The following is an 18,603-nucleotide window of genomic DNA, read 5'->3' as shown; positions in this document are numbered from 1 at the left end:
CTACATGCAATCGGTATCAATTCTTTTTATTTTAGCACCTATTTTATTTAGTCTGGCATCAATATTTTGGTAACCTCTGTCAATTTGCTCAATGTTTTGGATCACGCTCGTACCTTCTGCCGAAAGTGCAGCTATAAGCAAAGCTACACCGGCACGAATATCGGGCGATATCATCCGTGTAGCTCTTAGTTTATATTCGTTGTTTATTCCGATAATAGTTGCACGGTGAGGGTCGCAAAGAATTATTTGTGCTCCCATATCAATAAGTTTATCGACAAAAAAGAGGCGGCTTTCGAACATTTTTTGATGAATCAAAACACTGCCTTTTGCCTGAGTAGCTACCACCAAAAGCACGCTTAATAAATCAGGTGTCAGTCCTGGCCAAATAGCATCAGCAATGGTAAGAATTGAACCGTCGATGAATTTTTCTATTTCATAACTTTTTTGTTCAGGAATGAAAATATCATCGTTTACTAATTCGAAATTTATGCCCAATTTTCTAAATGAATCTGGAATAATGCCAAGTTCGTTGTATGCAACATTTTTAATCGTAATTTCTGAATGTGTCATTGCAGCTAATCCAATAAAACTGCCAATTTCTATCATATCTGGCAAAATTCTGTGCGAACAGCCCGAGAGTTCTGAAACTCCATCGATGGTTAGCAAATTTGATCCAATGCCCGAAATTTTTGCTCCCATGCTATTTAGCATTTTGCACAATTGCTGAACATATGGTTCGCAGGCTGCATTGTAAATGGTTGTTTTTCCTTCAGCAAAAACGGAAGCCATAAGAATATTTGCAGTTCCGGTAACTGAAGCTTCGTCGAGAAGCATATGTGCACCGGTAAGTTTTTCTGCACTTACTTGATAGAAATTTTCCTTTTGGTTGTAAGTAAAACTTGCTCCGAGTTTTTGAAAACCGATGAAATGAGTATCTAACCTTCGTCGTCCGATTTTGTCGCCCCCGGGCTGGGGAATAAATCCTTTACCAAATCGTGCTAAAAGTGGCCCAATAATCATTATAGAACCTCGCAGTTTCGAGCCTTTATTTTTAAAATCATCTGAGGTTAAATAGTCTATATTGATTTCTTTTGCCTGGAAGGAAAACTTAGATTCTCCAAGTTTGATTACCTTAACACCTAAGTTTTCAAGTAGTTCGATGAGTTTTCGCACATCCTGAATATTTGGAATATTATCGATAATTACTTCTTCGGGAGTTAGTAAACAAACACAAATTACCTGAAGGGCTTCATTTTTTGCACCTTGAGGAAACAAATCGCCTTTTAGCTTGTTTGAGCCTTGTATTTCAAATGTAGCCATTAATTTGGAATATTATAACAAGAATGAATATAGAGTTTTATATATTTTATAGCTTTCTATTAAATATTTTTTGAATCTAAAGCAATATTATATTTTAAGAAATCACTAATTATTTTACAAATAGGTCCTGACATTTCGCATTTTTTTGAAACAATTTATCAAAACTTCTTTCATTTTGAAAAGGCAAAATTTATGATTTACATTGCGTTTTCAGCTTTTTTTTCTGAATTGCCATTTGTAATATCTATTACTTTTTCTACAGAAATAACTTTATCAGTTCTTCTTTCTTTGTTATATTTGGAGGGCTTTTTTTCAGCTTCCATTCGCTTTTTCCTTTTCCTCACTTTAACTAATATTTCTTGAGTATCCAGCAAAACAATATGTTCTTTGGGGATAAGTCTTCCTTTCGACAAATATTTTAAGTCCTTAAAAATTATAGAATCTGTAATTGACTCTCTGTTCCACATTAAATAATTCTTTTTCATCTGATTGCAGATTACCCTTATCAATTCTTCTCTTTCAGGACCATCTTCCCATTCCGAAACTTTTTCGATGAGCAACTGCAAGGTTTTGCCATAGTGCTTTACCTTGACTTTTGATTCGTAATAGTCAAGTTTTGCAGGCTTATCATATATTTTTTCTCTTGTAGGAAGTTCGAATGGAGCATCAATATCTAAATCGAAATCGGAAATAATGGTTAAATGATCCCACAATTTGTGCTGAAAATCGGTGGTATCTTTCACACCGGGATTCATATTTTTCATAACTTGAATTACTGCAAAAGCTGCTTTTGTTCTTTCTTCTTTGGTTTCTATTAGTTTTATTTTGTCGATAAGGTGTTGAACATTTCTGCCGTATTCAGGAACAGTAATTTTTGGTCTTGACGTATTATAATCCATATTTTCCATATATATTCAATTTTAGTAGTGCAAAAGTAATAAGAATATTATAATAAATAAATAAAAATCAACTCCTTGAATAATTTTCGGATAATAAACTATTTGCGTTTCATTTGAGTTAAAATTTCAAAAATGCAATTTTAAAACCCTAACTATTTTATGCTTTTTAAAGAACCAAATTTAGGATAAAATTCAATCTTACTTTTGTTTTCATATAATAAATATGATGGGAGTTTGCAAACGGCCCCAAATTGCGAAACCAAAAGTTTTGCTGATGCTATCACTTTTTGTTCGTAAGAAATTTTCACTTTAGTAGTTGCCGGGAATCTGTAGAATAAGCCATTGTTTTGCTCTACCAGTGTGTCTTGTTTGAAATAATAATCTTCAAATATTTCATTGCATTGTATTGCCTCTAACGCAATTTTCACTTCTTTACCATTATTGCTATTTGGCTCTAAAATGCCATCTTTTGAAGAAAATTTGAATAACAATCTTTCGTTTTCGAAAGCTGAATTTGGACAAATTTCGTAAACTCTTTTTTGAGTTCCTGCATTGCTAATAGTATAACCGGTGAATAATGAAATATAGTCCTTTTCGAGCGAATTTAATTCATTAATAATTGCTGACATTGCTGCCCCTTCAGGGAAAATATCGTATTCTCCGATTAGTAAGGCAATTTTTTCTTCTCGCAATTTTAATATCAATTTAACAACTTCCTCAGCCTTTTGCTCGTCTGTTTTTTGGTGGATTTCTGTTTTTGAAACCGGAACACGAATAAATGAACTATCAGTTTTTATTGTTTTGTATGAATTGAGAGTTTTTTCGAAAAAATTCTCTGTATTCGAAAGTTTTGTAAAATAAACTTTCTTTTCAATTGTCTCATCAAGAAAAACATCATTACTTCGTGTAAAATTTTCTGTGTTGTTTTCGCTATTAATAGATTTAATAAGCCCATCCTCAGATAAATTAATCTTATTGGCAATGGATTTCTTTTTTGAAACTATCAAATATATTTGGCTGGTATCGGGGCTACTGAAATCACTAATTTGTAAATCATTTATTTTCCATTCGGAGTGATTTGTTGTGTCAATATTTTTTATTCCGAGAAGTTTCTCAGCAAATTTTGCATAAGGTCCTGCAATAAAATCTGTTTTTTCTGCCTCAACTTCTACTTTTATTGTTGTTTTTGGTAAAAAATAGAAAAATACATTGTCCTCAATTTCAGATATTTTTGCGTCTTTTATATTTATGACATTTATTTGTGGTGAACATCCCGAAAAGGCAATTAATAGCAGAATTCCGAAAAGTGGTTTCTTACGTATTTTTTTTTGAAAATATTTTTTGATTTGATTCATTGTATTGATTCTAATGAGTTAAAGCCTAACTTTTTGTATGTACACTTTTAAAATAATAGCTATTTATTAATTTGAGAAAGATTATTTCAATTAGCAATAATTCCTAAAAGCTTGATTTATTTTTTTATTTCTTGAAAAGCTTTGCCCAAATTATCGATAATATCACTGGCAATAACTGCTTCCTGTCCATGCTGGCTGGTAGCAAAATCTCCGGCTAATCCGTGAAGAAAGACACCGATTAGTGCAGCATCTTTCGAAGAATATCGTTGAGCAAGTAGCGATAATATTATTCCAGTCAGCACATCGCCACTACCGCCGGTAGCCATTCCCGGATTTCCGGTAGGATTGAAAAAACAGGAACCATCGGGGCAGGCAACAGAAGTGTATGCACCTTTAAGTACTACATAAACTTTTTGTTTCTGAGCAAATTCTTTTTGAAGTTGAATTCTGGAATAATTATCGTAAGCCGTGCCAGCAATTCTTTCAAATTCTTTTGGGTGTGGTGTGAAAATACTTTCCTCTGGTATTTTTTCAAGAAGGTCTTTATTGTCAGAAATAATATTTATTGCATCTGCATCTATTACCATAGGGACTTTAGCTTGCTCAATAAGTTCTCTTATTGCTATTTGCGTATTTCTGGACCTGCCAATTCCTGGTCCAATTCCAATGGTTGTAAAATTGTCGATTATGCTAACTTTTGAAATTACTTTATCGTATTTGTCAACGCTAAGCATAGATTCCGGAACTGAAGTTTGAAGTATCTCGTAGCCATAGCGAGGGATATGAGTGGTCAACAATCCTGCTCCTGCACGCAAACATCCTTTGGCAGCTAAAACAGCAGCTCCAATTTTTCCGTAGCCACCGGCAATGAGAAGTGCATGGCCAAAATGTCCTTTGTGAGCAAATGTTTTTCTTCTTTTAATTTTTGGTTTTATCTGCTCTTTTGATATTAACGAAAATTCTGTGTCGATTTGCGAAATATATTCTTTGCTCAAACCTATTGGTAAAACCTCCCATTCTCCAACATATCTTTCGTTTTCGGAGAAAAGAAACGATAGTTTTGGACTTTCGAAAGTTAGTGTGTAATCTGCTTCAATAATATTTTTAAAGTAGTTTTCGGAATTGTCTTCGCCAAACAAACCTGATGGGATGTCAATAGAAATAATTATTGCTTTGGTTTTGTTTAAATGCGTTACAACATTTGCAGGAAAATCTTCAATAGATTTGGATAATCCTGAACCAAAGATTGCATCAATTAATATGTCGGAATCAAGAATTTGCGGCAATTCAGAATTCTCCTCTATTTCATCAATATTTATATTTGTTTGTTCTCTAAGCCTTGAGAGGTTTACTGAACAATCTTCAGAAATATGGTCCGAAAATTTAATAAAAAATAATTCTACATGATAATTCAAAGCATCTAATTGCCTGGCAATTACCAGCCCGTCTCCTCCATTGTTTCCGCTACCCGCAAAAATCTTTATCCGATTTTGATTATCAAATCTTTTAACTATCCATTCTGTGCATTTTGTAGCCGCCCTTTCCATCAAATCAATCGATTTGATAGGTTCGTTTTCTATTGTAAATTTGTCGGCATCTCTGGTTTGTTTAGTTCCTAAAATTTTCATCTTTCATATTTTTTTCACAAATGTAAACAAATTAACAGGTTTTTACAATAGTATGATTGTTTTTTTAATTGAAATTGGCTAACGGTGAAGATTATTTATCATAGTTGAAAAAAACATATTCTATTTTATGAAATGCTCATTTGGCATAAGGAACAATCAAGTCTCGCTTAATTGAATTAGAGAACTTTCTGAATTATTGCTCTAATAATGATTAAATTACAAAAACTTTCATAATATCGAACAAATCTAAACTTTAATGAAGAGATACAACAATTGTTGATTTTCAAAAGCAAGATAATATCATCAAACTCATTGAAGATTTAAAAAAGCTTTATATATTTGCCCACTTTGAAATGAGAATTTACTTAATATTAACTTAAATTAATAATTATGTTGAAAGGACACCCGAAGGGTTTGTTAGTAGCTTTTTTTACCAACATGGGCGAGCGATTTGGTTTTTATACTATGATGGCAATTCTCGTACTTTTTCTTCAGGCCAAATATGGTCTGAGTGAAGACATTGCCGGAGATGTTTACAGTTGGTTTTATTTTGCAATCTATGCATTAGCATTGGTTGGCGGTATTTTGGCAGATGCCACCCGTAAGTACAAGACTGTTATTATGGCTGGACAAATTATCATGTTTGGTGGCTACATTATTATGGCCGTTCCTGATTTACCTCAAGTGATTACATTTACTGCACTAGGTATAATAGCCTTTGGTAATGGGTTGTTTAAAGGTAATCTACAAGCTGTTGTTGGCCAGATGTACGACAACCCAAAGTATGACAAAGTAAGAGACACTGCATACATGATTTTCTATATGGGAATCAATGTTGGGGCATTTTTTGCTCCTTTTGTGGCAACAGGAATGAGAAATTGGTTCTTAAAAACACAAGATTTCTTACATGACGGATCTCTTCCCGCATTGTGTCACCAGTTCCAGAATGGTAGCCTTGACAATACAAATCAATTTCAGGCTTTGGCTGACCAGGTTAGTTTGAGTGGGCCGGTAACTGATCTAAGTTCATTTTCACATAATTATCTTGATGCTTTCTCACATGGATATAATTATGCTTTTGGAGTTGCTGCGATTGCAATGGTAATTTCTCTGGTTGTTTATATCGTGTTCAACAAGCACCTACCAAAAAAAGAAACCTCAGCTACTGAATCTAAAATTACATTTAGTGAAAAACCTTTCGCTATTCCTATAGCAGTTGTGGTTGGTATCGTTGTTGCCTTTGGTGTAAGCCTTTTAAAAGATATTGAAACAGGTGCAGCTATCGGACTTTTTGCTGCTTTTGTTACTTGGATCATAACAATCTCAACAAAAGAAGAAAAATCAAGAGTTTCAGCATTATTGCTAGTATTCTTTGTCGTAATCTTTTTCTGGATGGCATTCCATCAAAATGGTCTTACATTAACATTCTTCGCAAGAGATTATACGGCAAAGGCTGTTGATCCTGCTACCTATATGTTCTTTGAGCTAGAAAATATCCTTTCTGTTATCGCATTCTTAGCCGGAATAGTGCTTGTCTTAGGAAAAGGGAAGAAACTTAATACACGCCTAATTGGTGGAGCTTTATTGGTAGCTGGAGGTTCTTCTGTGTACTATCTGTTTACAAAAGCAGATCCTGACAGCAATCCAATTGCACCTGAGGTTTTCCAATCCTTTAATCCATTGTTCATTGTTACGCTTACATTTCTTGTAATGGGAGTGTTCTCATGGCTCAATAAAAAAGGAAAGGAACCATCCACCCCAAGAAAGATTGGATACGGTATGATTATAGCAGCTGTTGGTTTTGTGGTGATGTTAGTTGGCTCGCTGAATTTGGTATCACCTCATGAACTCCAAGTAGTTGATCAAGCGACTGGAGAAATTGTCAGATCAAATCCAGTTCCTGACTCATCCAGAGTGATGCCTTACTGGCTAATTTCGACCTACCTGATATTAACTGTTGCAGAACTATTCCTAAGTCCAATGGGATTATCATTTGTTTCAAAAGTAGCTCCTGGCAGATTCCAGGGATTGATGCAAGGAGGTTGGTTACTGGCAACAGCGGTAGGTAATAAGCTTCTATTTATTGGAAGTAGCTTCTGGGGAAAGATAGACCTATGGCAATTATGGTTAATTTTCGTTGCATGTTGTCTCGTATCAGCAGCATTTATCTTTGCAATTATGAAAAGATTAGAGAAAACAAACTAAGAATCTTAGATATTTTTATATATTGAAAAAAGGGAATAAATTTAATTTATTCCCTTTTTTATTGTTAAAAATATAATACCGGAAATTCTAATCTCAAAAAACTCTTCGGAGCTAAAAACCAGCTTTATAAGACAAAAATTAGTTCATAACAAATGGATAATTATTCCCATCAATTATTGCTGTTGCATTTGCATCACAATCACCATTTCCATAATCTACAGTAATTGTTGGAGAAGAATTATTAACCTCAATTTCTAAACTTCCACTTCGTATCCATGGACATGAAAGTGCAATATTTAAATCTTCAATAATTGTAATTGTAAATTCTTTGCCATCTGTATTTATTCCCGATGATATTCCGGAAATTAAATATTCATCGTCCCAAATCCACAAGGATGTTGTGCTACCATTTATCCATTCTCTTATCCTGTTTGCATTCCAGTAAATTATTGTACTATCAGGTTTTGTAATTTCTGCATTTGAGACATTCACAGTAAAAAAATAGTTTCCATCTGTGTTTTCTCCATTATTTATAATGGTTTTTACTCCTTCAACATGATTGTTGTTAATGTAATAATCATCGAAAGTTATTGTATGTGTTGCTCCTACATTTTTGTATCTGTCTGAAAGTTCAATCAATATTTTTCCTCGTCTGTAATTCAAATCGGAGCATAAACAATTTGCGTTTCCAAAGTCGATTGTAATGTATTTTGGCCATGTAATTATGTCAAATGGTGTTATAGTAAGGCTTGAGCATCCACCTGTATCAATCATTTTGTTGCTTGTTTCGTATAGTTGCAAATCAGCATTTTTAGTTGCTTCGTCAGCCTGACTGAAAACATCATCGAAAATATTATTTGCAATAGCATTGTCTTGAGCTGATAAAATAGAATAGTCGGCTTTTTCTTTTTCGCAAGCTATAAAAATGAAAACGCAACTCGCTAAAACAATAATTGGATAAAGGAAACTAAGTTTTTTCATGATATAGATTTTAAATTATACTACCATTATAATATCATAAATACCGTATTTGAAATTAGGTTTAATCCGATTTTCTTGAAAGCTATTTTGAGGCAATAAGAAACTCCATTCCAAAATGTTGAGTTTAGGGTTTGTAAACCCTTAGCGAAGCACTATATATACTTTTTAATAATGGAAATTAGCTTGTTAGCTTTGATTGGTTTTGCCATATAATCGTCGCAACCTTCCGCAAAACAATCATCTCTTTCAGAAGATAATGCGAAAGCAGTCAGAGCAATAATTGGAAGTTGTTTTCTAAAGGATTTTATTCTGTGAGTAGCTTCATAACCATTTATTTCAGGCATTTGTATATCCATGAGTATCAAATCAATACTATCATCGGCTTTACAAATTTCAACTGCTTCGAAGCCATTTTTTGCCCATACAATATTTGCTCCTGTAGGACTCAAAACGGCTTTAGCATATTGAAAATTTGAAGCAACATCTTCTGCTATAAGTATTCGTTTTTCGTTCCAAATGTTAACAACACTATCAGTATTTTCAACAAACTTGGTTTTAAAATCTAATATTTTTGCCTTTCCTTCAACTATAACGATTTTATTTATTGGAATTGTAAAATGAAAAGTTGAGCCTTTTCCAAGGGAAGACTCAACCCAAATTTCTCCATCCAATAATTCTATTAAGCTCTTTGAAATTGTTAATCCTAAGCCTGCTCCTCTATAAAGTCTGGATTTGTCTGATTCAACTTTTCCGAATCTATCGAAAATATAACTAATTTTATCATCGGCAATGCCAATCCCTGTATCTTTTACGTAGAACAAAATTGTATCTGAATCTTTTAGAATATATCCAAATTCTATTGACCCTTTTTCTGTAAATTTTATTGCATTCCCGACAAGGTTGTTCAGAATTTGATGTAACCTGAATGTGTCGGTCCGAATCGAAAAATCTGGATTACTATTTGCCATTGACCATTTTAACTCAACATTTTTTTCGGAAAAAAGCTGCTGATTTTCGGAAAATGTAGAATAAATGTCTAAAATGATTTTGTTTATCAAACATTCGTCGATATTGATTTTCAGCTGCCCTGATTCAATTTTTGAAATATCAACAATATCTTCAATTAAATTCAATAAAGCATTACTGTTTTGATTTATCTGAAAAATGTAGGATTCTTTTTCTTCTGCCGTAATTTCATGGTCGGTCAATAGACCTGCAAAACCAATTATTGCATTCATTGGGGTCCGAATTTCGTGGCTCATATTTGAAAGAAATGCTGTCTTCAATTTGTCGGACTCTTCGGCTTTTATTTTAGCACTTCTCAGATTTTCTTCGTTTTGATTTCTGTCGGTGATATCTTCTGAAATACCTAAAATGTATTCTGGTTTGCCCTCTTCAAAAAGTATGGGTAGTTTTTTTGTGTGAAACAGTCTTTTTTCGTGGTTTTTTGTTTCGAAATATTCCTCAACTACAATTATTTCGCAATCTCCTTCTATGATTTTTTGGTCTTCCTTCGAAAAAATATCTGCTGAATCTGTAGCAAATATTTCACTATTCGATTTGTTTATCACCTCTTCGCGTTTCAATCCTAAAATGGTTTCGCTAATTTTATTGAATATAATAAATTTAAGATTTTTTGTGTCTTTCACAAAAATCATTGCAGGTATATTGTCTATTATTGTTTCCAGAAATTTCTGGCTTTTTTTAAGCTCAACCTCAGCAATTCTTTTATTCCTGACTTCAATCAATAATTCATCGTTGCTAACTTTTAGTTGTTCTGTTCGTTCAACAACTCTTTGTTCTAATTCATTATTAATTTGCAGGACTTTCTTTTGCTCCTTTTTTAATTTATTAACGAGAAAGAAATCTCTTCTTAAATAATATTCGAAATAATAACAAACTGCCATTCCAATAATATTTGCACTGATAAAAAAGAAATTATTGTTTAAAAATATTTCGTAAGGAGTATTATCTATGGCAATAAGTTCGTATATAATCACAATTGTCCATCCTGCCAAACTTGCCCATATAAATCTTAATCTTATCAGAATATAACCGAACATAAAAATTAATATCAGTCCGGCATAGTAGGCATAATTAATTGGAGTAGGTGCAATTATTATCATTATAATAATTCCTATTCCACTTACAACCATGGTAAAAGATAATATAGGTTGTATCCAATTTTTAAAGTGTTTTGAATATGAAAACAAAATAACACCGATTATGAATGGAATTACGAAAGCGTATCGAATTAGCCAAAGAAGATTTTTCATCTCTGGAATTAATTTTGCGTCTAAGAATCCGAAAATTGCATAAAAAACTGATGCTATTAAAAGAGTAATGCGAATTGTTTGTAAAGATTTACTGGTGTAATCAGCAATAAATTCTTTTTCCAGATCTTTTGATTCCCCTTGAAATGACAGGTTTATCGGATGAATTTCGAATTTGCTTACTTTAGATTCCTTTTGTACAAACATCAGTTAATTACCTTACAACATTCATTTCTAATAAAACTTTAGAAAATATCCAATTTTTTTGCAAGTTAGAAAAAAATTAGAACTATAAACAAATATTTTATTAATCGGATTTGAACTTTCAGAATAGCTTGTTAATTTTATTAATTAAATCTCTTGGAAATATGGGTTTTATTAAATAATCTATGCAGCCGGCTTTGTAAATTTCGTCTATGTCTTTGGAAAGTGCAAAAGCTGTTTGTGCAATTATCGGAATTTTTGGGTCTATACCTTTAATATATTTTGTAGCATCAATTCCATTGAGAACCGGCATTTGTATATCCATTAATATTAAGTGTGTTTTCTTATTTCTTTTCAAAATATCAATACATTCTTTTCCGTTTTCTGCCCAATGTACTTTCGCTTTTGTAGGCCTTAATATTTCACAAATAAAGTCAAAATTCGATTTTACATCATCAGCAACGATTATTGATTTATCTTTCCAAATATTTTCAAATTCTATGGTTTGTGAAGCTCCATTTCTATTTTGATCGTATGGAATTTCTATAGAAAAACATGAGCCTTCATTAATTTTAGATTCAACATTTATTTCTCCCCCAAGCAATTTTCCGAGTTTCTTGGAAATAGATAATCCTAATCCTGTACCTCCAAATCCTCGTGTACGAGAATCATCTCCTTGCCTGAACCTGTCGAAAATTTGTTTCATTTTATTTTCTTCAATCCCTATTCCACTGTCTTTTACATATATAACAACCTTTTTTTCATCATCAATTTTTTTTATGTAACTTCCTAATTCTACAAATCCTGATTTTGTAAATTTAAAGGCGTTTTCAATTAATGTTGTAATAACTTGTTGTAAACGTATAGTATCAGAAAATGTAATAATTTCTTTTTCCCTTTGTTTTAAAATAAATTCAATATGTCCGTTTTGATAATATTTATTTGATTTTATTGATGTAAATATCTCATTTATTAGTTTAGAGATATTGCAAGGTTTTAAGCTAACTGCAACCAGTCCGGCTTCAATTTTTGATGCTTCAAGAATATCGTTCACGGTTTTTAATAAACTCTTTCCATTTTCGATAATTAGTTCGAGAAACTTTTCTTTGTCGCAATCTTCAAAGTCTGTTTTTGTAAGCATTCGCGAAAATCCAATTATAGAATTCATTGGAGTTCGAATTTCGTGAGTCATATTCGACAAAAAAGTAGTTTTCAGATTATTAGCCTCTTCAGCAATTATTTTTGCATTTTTTAGTTTTTGTTCTGTTTCTTTTCTTTCATTAATTTCTTCAACCAGTTTTAAATTAGATTCAATCAATTCGTTGGTTCGCCCTTCTACAATTATTTCGAGATTATCTTTATGTTCCTGTAATTCTTTTTGCGATAAATTAAGTTTTAGAGTCATCGAATTGAATGAGTTTGCAATATTTCCAATTTCATCTTTTTGATTGAGGTTTATTCTATGATTCAAATTTCCATTTGCAATTATTTTAAATGAATTTGTTATAGTTTTTAGTGGTGTGTGTAAATTTCTATTCAAAAATAATTTAAATATTGTAAAAGAAATCATCCAGAAAACAACAGTGATTAAAAGAAAGTTTAAAATAATTCTTCTAAGTGTTTTATACACTGCACTTTGTGTTTCAAAGATTGAAGATAAAATATTCTTTTCTGGGACAATTCTACAAATACTCCAACCCATAGATTTTATTGGATAATAGGATGTATAATAATATTCATTGTTTGAATCGAATTTTACAAAATCGTTTTCACCTTTGACAATTTTATTCGCTATTTCTTTAAATTGATGGTTTTTGGTTTCTAAAATATTATAATTGTTTACATCACCTGCGTTTTCGTCTTTAATTTCAATTCCTAACAAATTCAAAAACTCGTATGGAAGAGCAACAATTTCCCCATAATGATCAACAAGAAAAGAAAATTCATCTCCAAATCTTTCTGGTATTAGTTCTGATTTTTGAATTTTATTGATTTCCAAACTGCTCGAAAATAATAATTCATTAAAAAAATCGTCAATCTTAATATCAACCCCTATCATACCTAAGAAAATTCCATCTTCGATATAGACTGGAGACAAAACTGTAATTATCGATGTCGAATTGGCGTTTTTATCAATTAGGCTACTTCTGTATATTTGATTTTTATGATAATCATTCTTATAGTTTTCAATTAACTTAGATTTTTTATTATAAAATATTTTCAAATTTACACTATCACTAATATTTAAGGTTTTAGCAAATAAATAATAAATAGAAGAATGGAATTGCATCCAGATGGCTTCAATAGATTGCGAACTATTTATTATTTCCGCCATCAATGGTTTCATATTGTAAATTGAACTTTTAAGTACTTTTTGCTGTCTAGTATTGATTTCTTTATTTGCTTTATCTGAAAAAAAAGTATCTGATAGTTCTACAGAAAAACTTTCAAATTTGTAGCTAAAATTTCTCGTCAAAGATTTATTTGCTTTTCTGAGATTTATTTCAATTTCATTTGAAATAATATTAGAAAAGTTAATGTATTTTTCGAAAAGTACATCGTGGCGTGTAGCCTATTCGCGAGTAGCATTAGAAATCAGGTAAAATGCTTGTTTCTTGATATTTTCGGTATTTCTTTCAATAGTAATATCGCTGAAAGAACTTACAGAATATATCGAAGTAGTTGCAATTGCCAAAATCGAAAAACTTAATATAACAACGACTATTACCAATAACTTATTCTCTATACTACTAACAAACCATTCTCTAATTCTCATTTAATCAACTATTTCCTGAGTCTAATAAAAAAAAGATAACCAATCATCAAAAGTAATATTTTGATTAAGTTTATCAAAAAAGCAATTATTATTAATAGCCATTATTAAATAATATTTCTATTTTTGAGACTTAAAAATCTATATAATGCTTGAGAAAAATGAAATAAAAATCTTAGTTGTTGAAGACGATTATAGCCAATCTTTACTGATAAAAACTATTTTAACAAAAGAAGGATTTCAAGTAAAAGTTATTGAAGATGGTTTTGATGCTTATAATTATTTAATAGAAAATCCTGAAAAACATGATATCATATTATTAGATTATCACTTACCTAGTATTGATGGATTAGAAATTCTTCAAAAACTTGATAAAAACAATAAATCTTTACCAATAATATTTTTTACGGTAGATTCTAGTGTAGATAATGCTCTGAAGGCAATGAAAGCAGGTGCTATTGACTTCCTTCCAAAAGACATGACCTTGATTGATGAACTTCCGCTAAAAATCGAAAAAGTTTATAAAATATATCAAGGGAAGCTTGAGAAGCAAAGAATGCAAGAATCAATAGAAAGAAGCGAAAAAAATTACAAAAACTTAGTCGAATATTCTCCAAATGGTATAGTTATATTAAAAGACAACAAATTAGTTTATTCCAACAAAAAATTTCTAAAATATTTAAGAGTTAATTTCGAAGACATAAAAACTCTTTCTTTTATTGACTTAATTGCAAAAGAAGATATTGAGGACTATAAAAATACATCTAATGAAATTAATTTTGGTAGCGAAATACCCTTTTTAGAAATAAAACTCATAAATCCTAAATCGAAAGAATCAATTGAACTTGAGTATAAAATGAGCCCACTCAATTATAATGGAGAACAGGTACTGCAGATTATATTTAAGGATATTTCTGTAGAGAAAAAGTTGTTGCAAGAAAAACTAAGAGCAAAAACGGCAGAAGAAAATAATGCCCAACTTTTGCAAGAAATGGAAATCAGAAAAACTACCGAGAAAAAACTTCGCCAAACAATTTATGAAAAAAAAATATTGTTTAAAGAACTACATCATCGTGTAAAAAACAATATGCAGATAATTTCAAGCATTTTAAACTTACAATTAAATACTATAGACGATCCGCTTATGGCCAAACTTTTCGAAGAAAGTCAGGATAGGATAAAATCAATGTCATTGGTTCATGAAAATATCTACAAAACGAAAAATGTTGACAAAATCAATTTCAAAGAATATGTCAAGACGCTTATAACCAACCTATTTCATTCTTATACAATGAATTCTTCTGTAAGCTTTAACAACGATATTGAGGACATTTTCTTATCAATAGATCTGGGAGTTCCATGCGGATTGATAATAAATGAAATTGTGTCAAACTCCATGAAATATGCATTTGCAAACAAACCGGATGGGATCGTGTATATTTCGCTTAAAAAGCTTAAAAACAAAAATTTAGAACTTATTATTAGCGACAACGGCATAGGTGTCAGCAACGATTTAAATATTGAAGAAAGCGAAACATTAGGCTTACAAATTGTAAGTGCACTTGTAAGTCAGATCGATGGAGAAATTGAAATAGACAATTCAAATGGTACGAAATTCACAATAATTTTTAAAGACAAAATATGACATATCAACAAATTATGAATTCTTTATGTCAATAAATTTACAATATATATTAATAAAATACTAATATGGGAAATGCTAAAATTTTAGTTGTTGAAGATGAGTTTTTAGTTGCAAAAGACATTCAGAACAGCCTAAAAAAAAGAGGCTACAAAGTGCCGGTAACTATTGCCTATGGAGAACAAGTTGTCGAAATGATGGAAAAACATAATCCAGACCTTATTTTAATGGACATTATGCTGAAAGGCGAAATGACAGGAACAGATGCAGCGATTAAAGTTCTTGAAAAAAGAAATATTCCTCTGATTTTTCTTACAGCATATTCAGACGATAATACTATTTCGAAAGCCAAACTTTCGCAACCCTATGGATATATTGTTAAACCATACAAAATCAACGAATTACAGACAGCTATTGAGCTGGCATTGAGCAAACACAAAACCGACTCAACAACAAAATCTGAATCTGAAAAACAATACAATTTAAATCATTCCGACAATCCCGACAACTCTATACAATTAGTGTCGATTCCGGAAAATGAAATTGTAAACATTTTATTTTCAGATATATATTATCTCGAATCACTTCAGGAAAGCACATTTATTCAATCTAAAGAAATGAGCTATATTGTTAAGAAACCATTAACTGAAATTGTCACTCTTTTGCCTTACGACGAATTTGCAAATGTGCGTATTTCTATGATTGTTAATATAAAAAAGATTTTTACAATAAAATATCCCGATTTGATAATATCAGACATTATGAAAGTAATCCCAATTGAAGAATTATATAAAGCTGATATAGAAAACAGAATGGGAATGAAATTTTAGAATAGACTATTTTAAGAAAATACAAAAGTCAAAATCTGAAATCAAGCATAAATCATAAAATGATAAAAATGGCAAAAACAATACTTTTTTCACTTTTCCTATTTTTTTGTTCAATTTTGTATTCGCAAAATTATTCCATAATAATTTCCATTGAAAATTTCGACAAAAATGAAATCTATCTTGCCGAAATCTATTTAGATAAAACTAATATAGTTGACACAGCAAAACGCAAGGATAATAACAAATTCATTTTTTCATTAGACAAAACAAACCATAAAGGAAAATATACAATTCTGATTGATAAAAATGTTTTTTCTGATGTAATTTTCAATTACGAAAATGTCGAATTATCAACTATTTACCAATTTCCGATGGACAGCCTTGAAGTTATCCATTCGGAAGAAAACAAAATATTTTACGAATATTTAAGACTTGAGCACCAAACAAATCGTAAATTAGAGCTTCTCGCACCTCTAGTTTTTTATTATCCAAAATCAGAAAAATTTTACGAAGCCACATGTTCTGAATTCGATAATGCTCAAAAAGCACTTTCAAAATTTGTAGAAAAAACAGCAGAAAAAAACTCCTATACATTTGCCTATCTGTTAATTAGCAATTTTCAAAAACCATATATCAATCCAGAACTTTCTTTCGAAAAAAGTCAGGAATACTTGAAAAGCCATTTTTTAGACAAACTTTGTTTTACTGATACATTCCTGATATATAGCGATTTATATGCTAATAAAATTTTAGAATACCTTTCGCTTTACGGCAACAATAAATTATCGCAAGAACAATTAGAAAATGAGTTTATTAAAGCAGTCGATGAAATTCTTTTCAGAGCCGACCAGAACGAAAAAATCTATAAAACACTTGTTTCATTTTTAGTAAATGGTTTTCAAAAATATGGTTTTGAAAGAGTGTTGCTGCACATTGCCGACAATTATTTGAACAACAAATCGTGCGAAGACGAAGAGCGTAAAAGTGAGCTCCAAAAACGTTTAGACAGCTTCCGCAAAATGGCGATTGGAGAAATTGCACCACCTTTAGAAATTTACGATATCAACAACAATTTTGTTAAACTTTCGGAAATTCCTGAAAAATTTAAAGTAATAATATTTTGGGCAAGCTGGTGTCCACATTGCAACGAATTGTTGCCGGAACTACACAAATTATATAAAAATCCAACTGTTCCTAAATTTGAAGTTTTGTCAATCTCTATTGATACCGATAAAAATGATTGGATTTCGGCGCTAAACAAACATAATTATGAATGGTTCAATTGTTCAGAACTTAAAGGCTGGGACAGCAAATCGGCAAACGATTATCATATTTATGCAACTCCAACTTTGTTCTTGATAGATGAAAATCGCACAATTCTAGATAAACCATTATCGGTAAATCAGTTGGAGAGAAAACTTAAACAATTGTCAATGAAGTTGTAAATTTTGAAAGTTGAAAGTTAATAAAGTAAAAGTTATTTTTTTTTGAGATGACAAAGAATTTCCAATTTCCAATTTCTAATTTCTAATTTTTTAATACAAACCTATGAATAAATTTTTCCCTTTCATCATTCTTCTTTTTTTATTTCAAAACACACAAAGTCAAAATTTTGTAGATTTAGCAAATGCTTCCTATGCAATTTCTCCAAACAATTATTGGAGCCTTGATGGCGATGCTAGTCTTTCGGTGGCTTCATTAAATGCAAAATTACCCATCAAAAGGGAAAATGGCGATCTTGCTATTTTCGGATTAAACGGGAGCACTTTCAAAATTTCTTCATCGAATAATGACTTTGAGTATCCGCTAATATATTCCTCCACTTTACTTTTCGGATATACGAAAAAACTAAATTCAAAATCGCAGTTGCTTTTGATGGCACTCCCAAAAATTAGTAGCGATTTGGAAGACGTTTCGAAAAACGATTTTCAACTTGGCGGAATTGCACTTTTTACATTCACAAAAAGCGAAAAATTTAAATACAAATTCGGATTATACTACAATCAGGAATATTGGGGTTCATTTCTTGTGCCAATCATAGGCTTCGACTGGCAGCCAAACGATAAATTGCAGGCATTCGGAAATTTGCCAATCAATGCAACTTTAATGTACAAATTGAATAATAAATTTTCTGCCGGTTTGTTTTTTCAAGCTCCGGCAGGCTCATTTCGCATGAACGAAAATTTTACTGTACCGGAAAATAGTATTATGGACACTGAAAATATAAAGTTTCCAAATGCATATATCCATAAAACAACTCAGGAAATTTCTCTATTTTTAGACTATTATATTACGAGAAATATTGTATTAAACTTAAAATGTGGAGCTACAATAGGAAGATCATATCGTGTTTTTGCAGAAGACGATAAATTAGATTTTAAAATTGCAGCTTTCAATTTCGGTGAGGAAAGAATTCAACTAAACAAAGATTTTAGCGATGGATTAATTTTTGAACTTAATTTTATTTATCGCTTGCATTTTGCTGATTTGTAG

13 protein-coding genes are annotated in these 18,603 nt (G+C 31.2%); 5 read left to right on the top strand and 8 right to left on the bottom strand.

The window, feature by feature from the left end; translation table 11 throughout:
• The 4 genes from murA to HN894_03860 all read right to left on the bottom strand — a co-directional run bounded on the left by murA (nt 1) and on the right by HN894_03860 (nt 5,202).
• A complete protein-coding gene (gene murA / locus HN894_03875) occupies nt 1-1,320 on the bottom strand; it encodes a UDP-N-acetylglucosamine 1-carboxyvinyltransferase (protein MBT7142453.1) in 1,320 nt (439 codons plus the stop codon).
• 197 nt (nt 1,321-1,517) lie between these two features.
• A complete protein-coding gene (locus HN894_03870) occupies nt 1,518-2,228 on the bottom strand; it encodes a DUF4290 domain-containing protein (protein ID MBT7142452.1) in 711 nt (236 codons plus the stop codon).
• A 143-nt stretch (nt 2,229-2,371) separates the two neighbouring features.
• Nucleotides 2,372-3,574 carry a DUF4831 family protein gene (locus HN894_03865; GenBank protein MBT7142451.1) on the bottom strand — a complete coding sequence of 401 codons (1,203 nt, stop codon included), beginning with the start codon at nt 3,572-3,574 and terminating at the stop codon, nt 2,372-2,374.
• 116 nt (nt 3,575-3,690) lie between these two features.
• The gene (locus HN894_03860; GenBank protein MBT7142450.1) at nt 3,691-5,202 is read right to left on the bottom strand and encodes an NAD(P)H-hydrate dehydratase; all 1,512 of its coding nucleotides are present in this window, start codon (nt 5,200-5,202) and stop codon (nt 3,691-3,693) included.
• Nucleotides 5,203-5,592: 390 nt separating this feature from the next.
• Here HN894_03860 and HN894_03855 point away from each other — a divergent pair, with 390 nt between their 5' ends.
• The gene (locus HN894_03855; protein ID MBT7142449.1) at nt 5,593-7,407 is read left to right on the top strand and encodes a peptide MFS transporter; all 1,815 of its coding nucleotides are present in this window, start codon (nt 5,593-5,595) and stop codon (nt 7,405-7,407) included.
• A gap of 138 nt (nt 7,408-7,545) precedes the next feature.
• Here HN894_03855 and HN894_03850 read toward each other — a convergent pair whose 3' ends face one another.
• The 4 genes from HN894_03850 to HN894_03835 form a co-directional block, all read right to left on the bottom strand.
• Nucleotides 7,546-8,388, bottom strand: coding sequence for a hypothetical protein (locus HN894_03850; protein ID MBT7142448.1), 843 nt, complete (start codon nt 8,386-8,388; stop codon nt 7,546-7,548).
• 152 nt (nt 8,389-8,540) lie between these two features.
• Nucleotides 8,541-10,868: a response regulator gene (locus tag HN894_03845; protein MBT7142447.1), complete on the bottom strand. Its 2,328-nt coding sequence runs from the start codon at nt 10,866-10,868 to the stop codon at nt 8,541-8,543.
• 118 nt (nt 10,869-10,986) lie between these two features.
• A complete protein-coding gene (locus HN894_03840; protein ID MBT7142446.1) occupies nt 10,987-13,341 on the bottom strand; it encodes a response regulator in 2,355 nt (784 codons plus the stop codon).
• Nucleotides 13,342-13,437: 96 nt separating this feature from the next.
• A complete protein-coding gene (locus HN894_03835; protein ID MBT7142445.1) occupies nt 13,438-13,641 on the bottom strand; it encodes a hypothetical protein in 204 nt (67 codons plus the stop codon).
• 145 nt (nt 13,642-13,786) lie between these two features.
• On the opposite strand from HN894_03835, the gene HN894_03830 reads away from it, so the two are divergent.
• The 4 genes from HN894_03830 to HN894_03815 all read left to right on the top strand — a co-directional run bounded on the left by HN894_03830 (nt 13,787) and on the right by HN894_03815 (nt 18,603).
• Nucleotides 13,787-15,283 (top strand): response regulator, encoded by a 1,497-nt coding sequence (locus HN894_03830; GenBank protein MBT7142444.1) that lies wholly within the window; start codon nt 13,787-13,789, stop codon nt 15,281-15,283.
• Nucleotides 15,284-15,348: 65 nt separating this feature from the next.
• Nucleotides 15,349-16,110 (top strand): response regulator, encoded by a 762-nt coding sequence (locus HN894_03825; GenBank protein ID MBT7142443.1) that lies wholly within the window; start codon nt 15,349-15,351, stop codon nt 16,108-16,110.
• A gap of 68 nt (nt 16,111-16,178) precedes the next feature.
• Nucleotides 16,179-17,555 (top strand): redoxin domain-containing protein, encoded by a 1,377-nt coding sequence (locus HN894_03820; GenBank protein MBT7142442.1) that lies wholly within the window; start codon nt 16,179-16,181, stop codon nt 17,553-17,555.
• Between the two features lie 103 nt (nt 17,556-17,658).
• Complete coding sequence (locus HN894_03815; GenBank protein ID MBT7142441.1) at nt 17,659-18,603, top strand: hypothetical protein; 945 nt, start codon at nt 17,659-17,661, stop codon at nt 18,601-18,603.

The organism is Bacteroidota bacterium (assembly GCA_018692315.1).
Taxonomy (GTDB): Bacteria; Bacteroidota; Bacteroidia; order Bacteroidales; family JABHKC01; genus JABHKC01.
The sequence above is the reverse complement of the archived record's forward strand: the minus strand, read 5'-3'. Positions and strand labels throughout refer to the sequence as shown.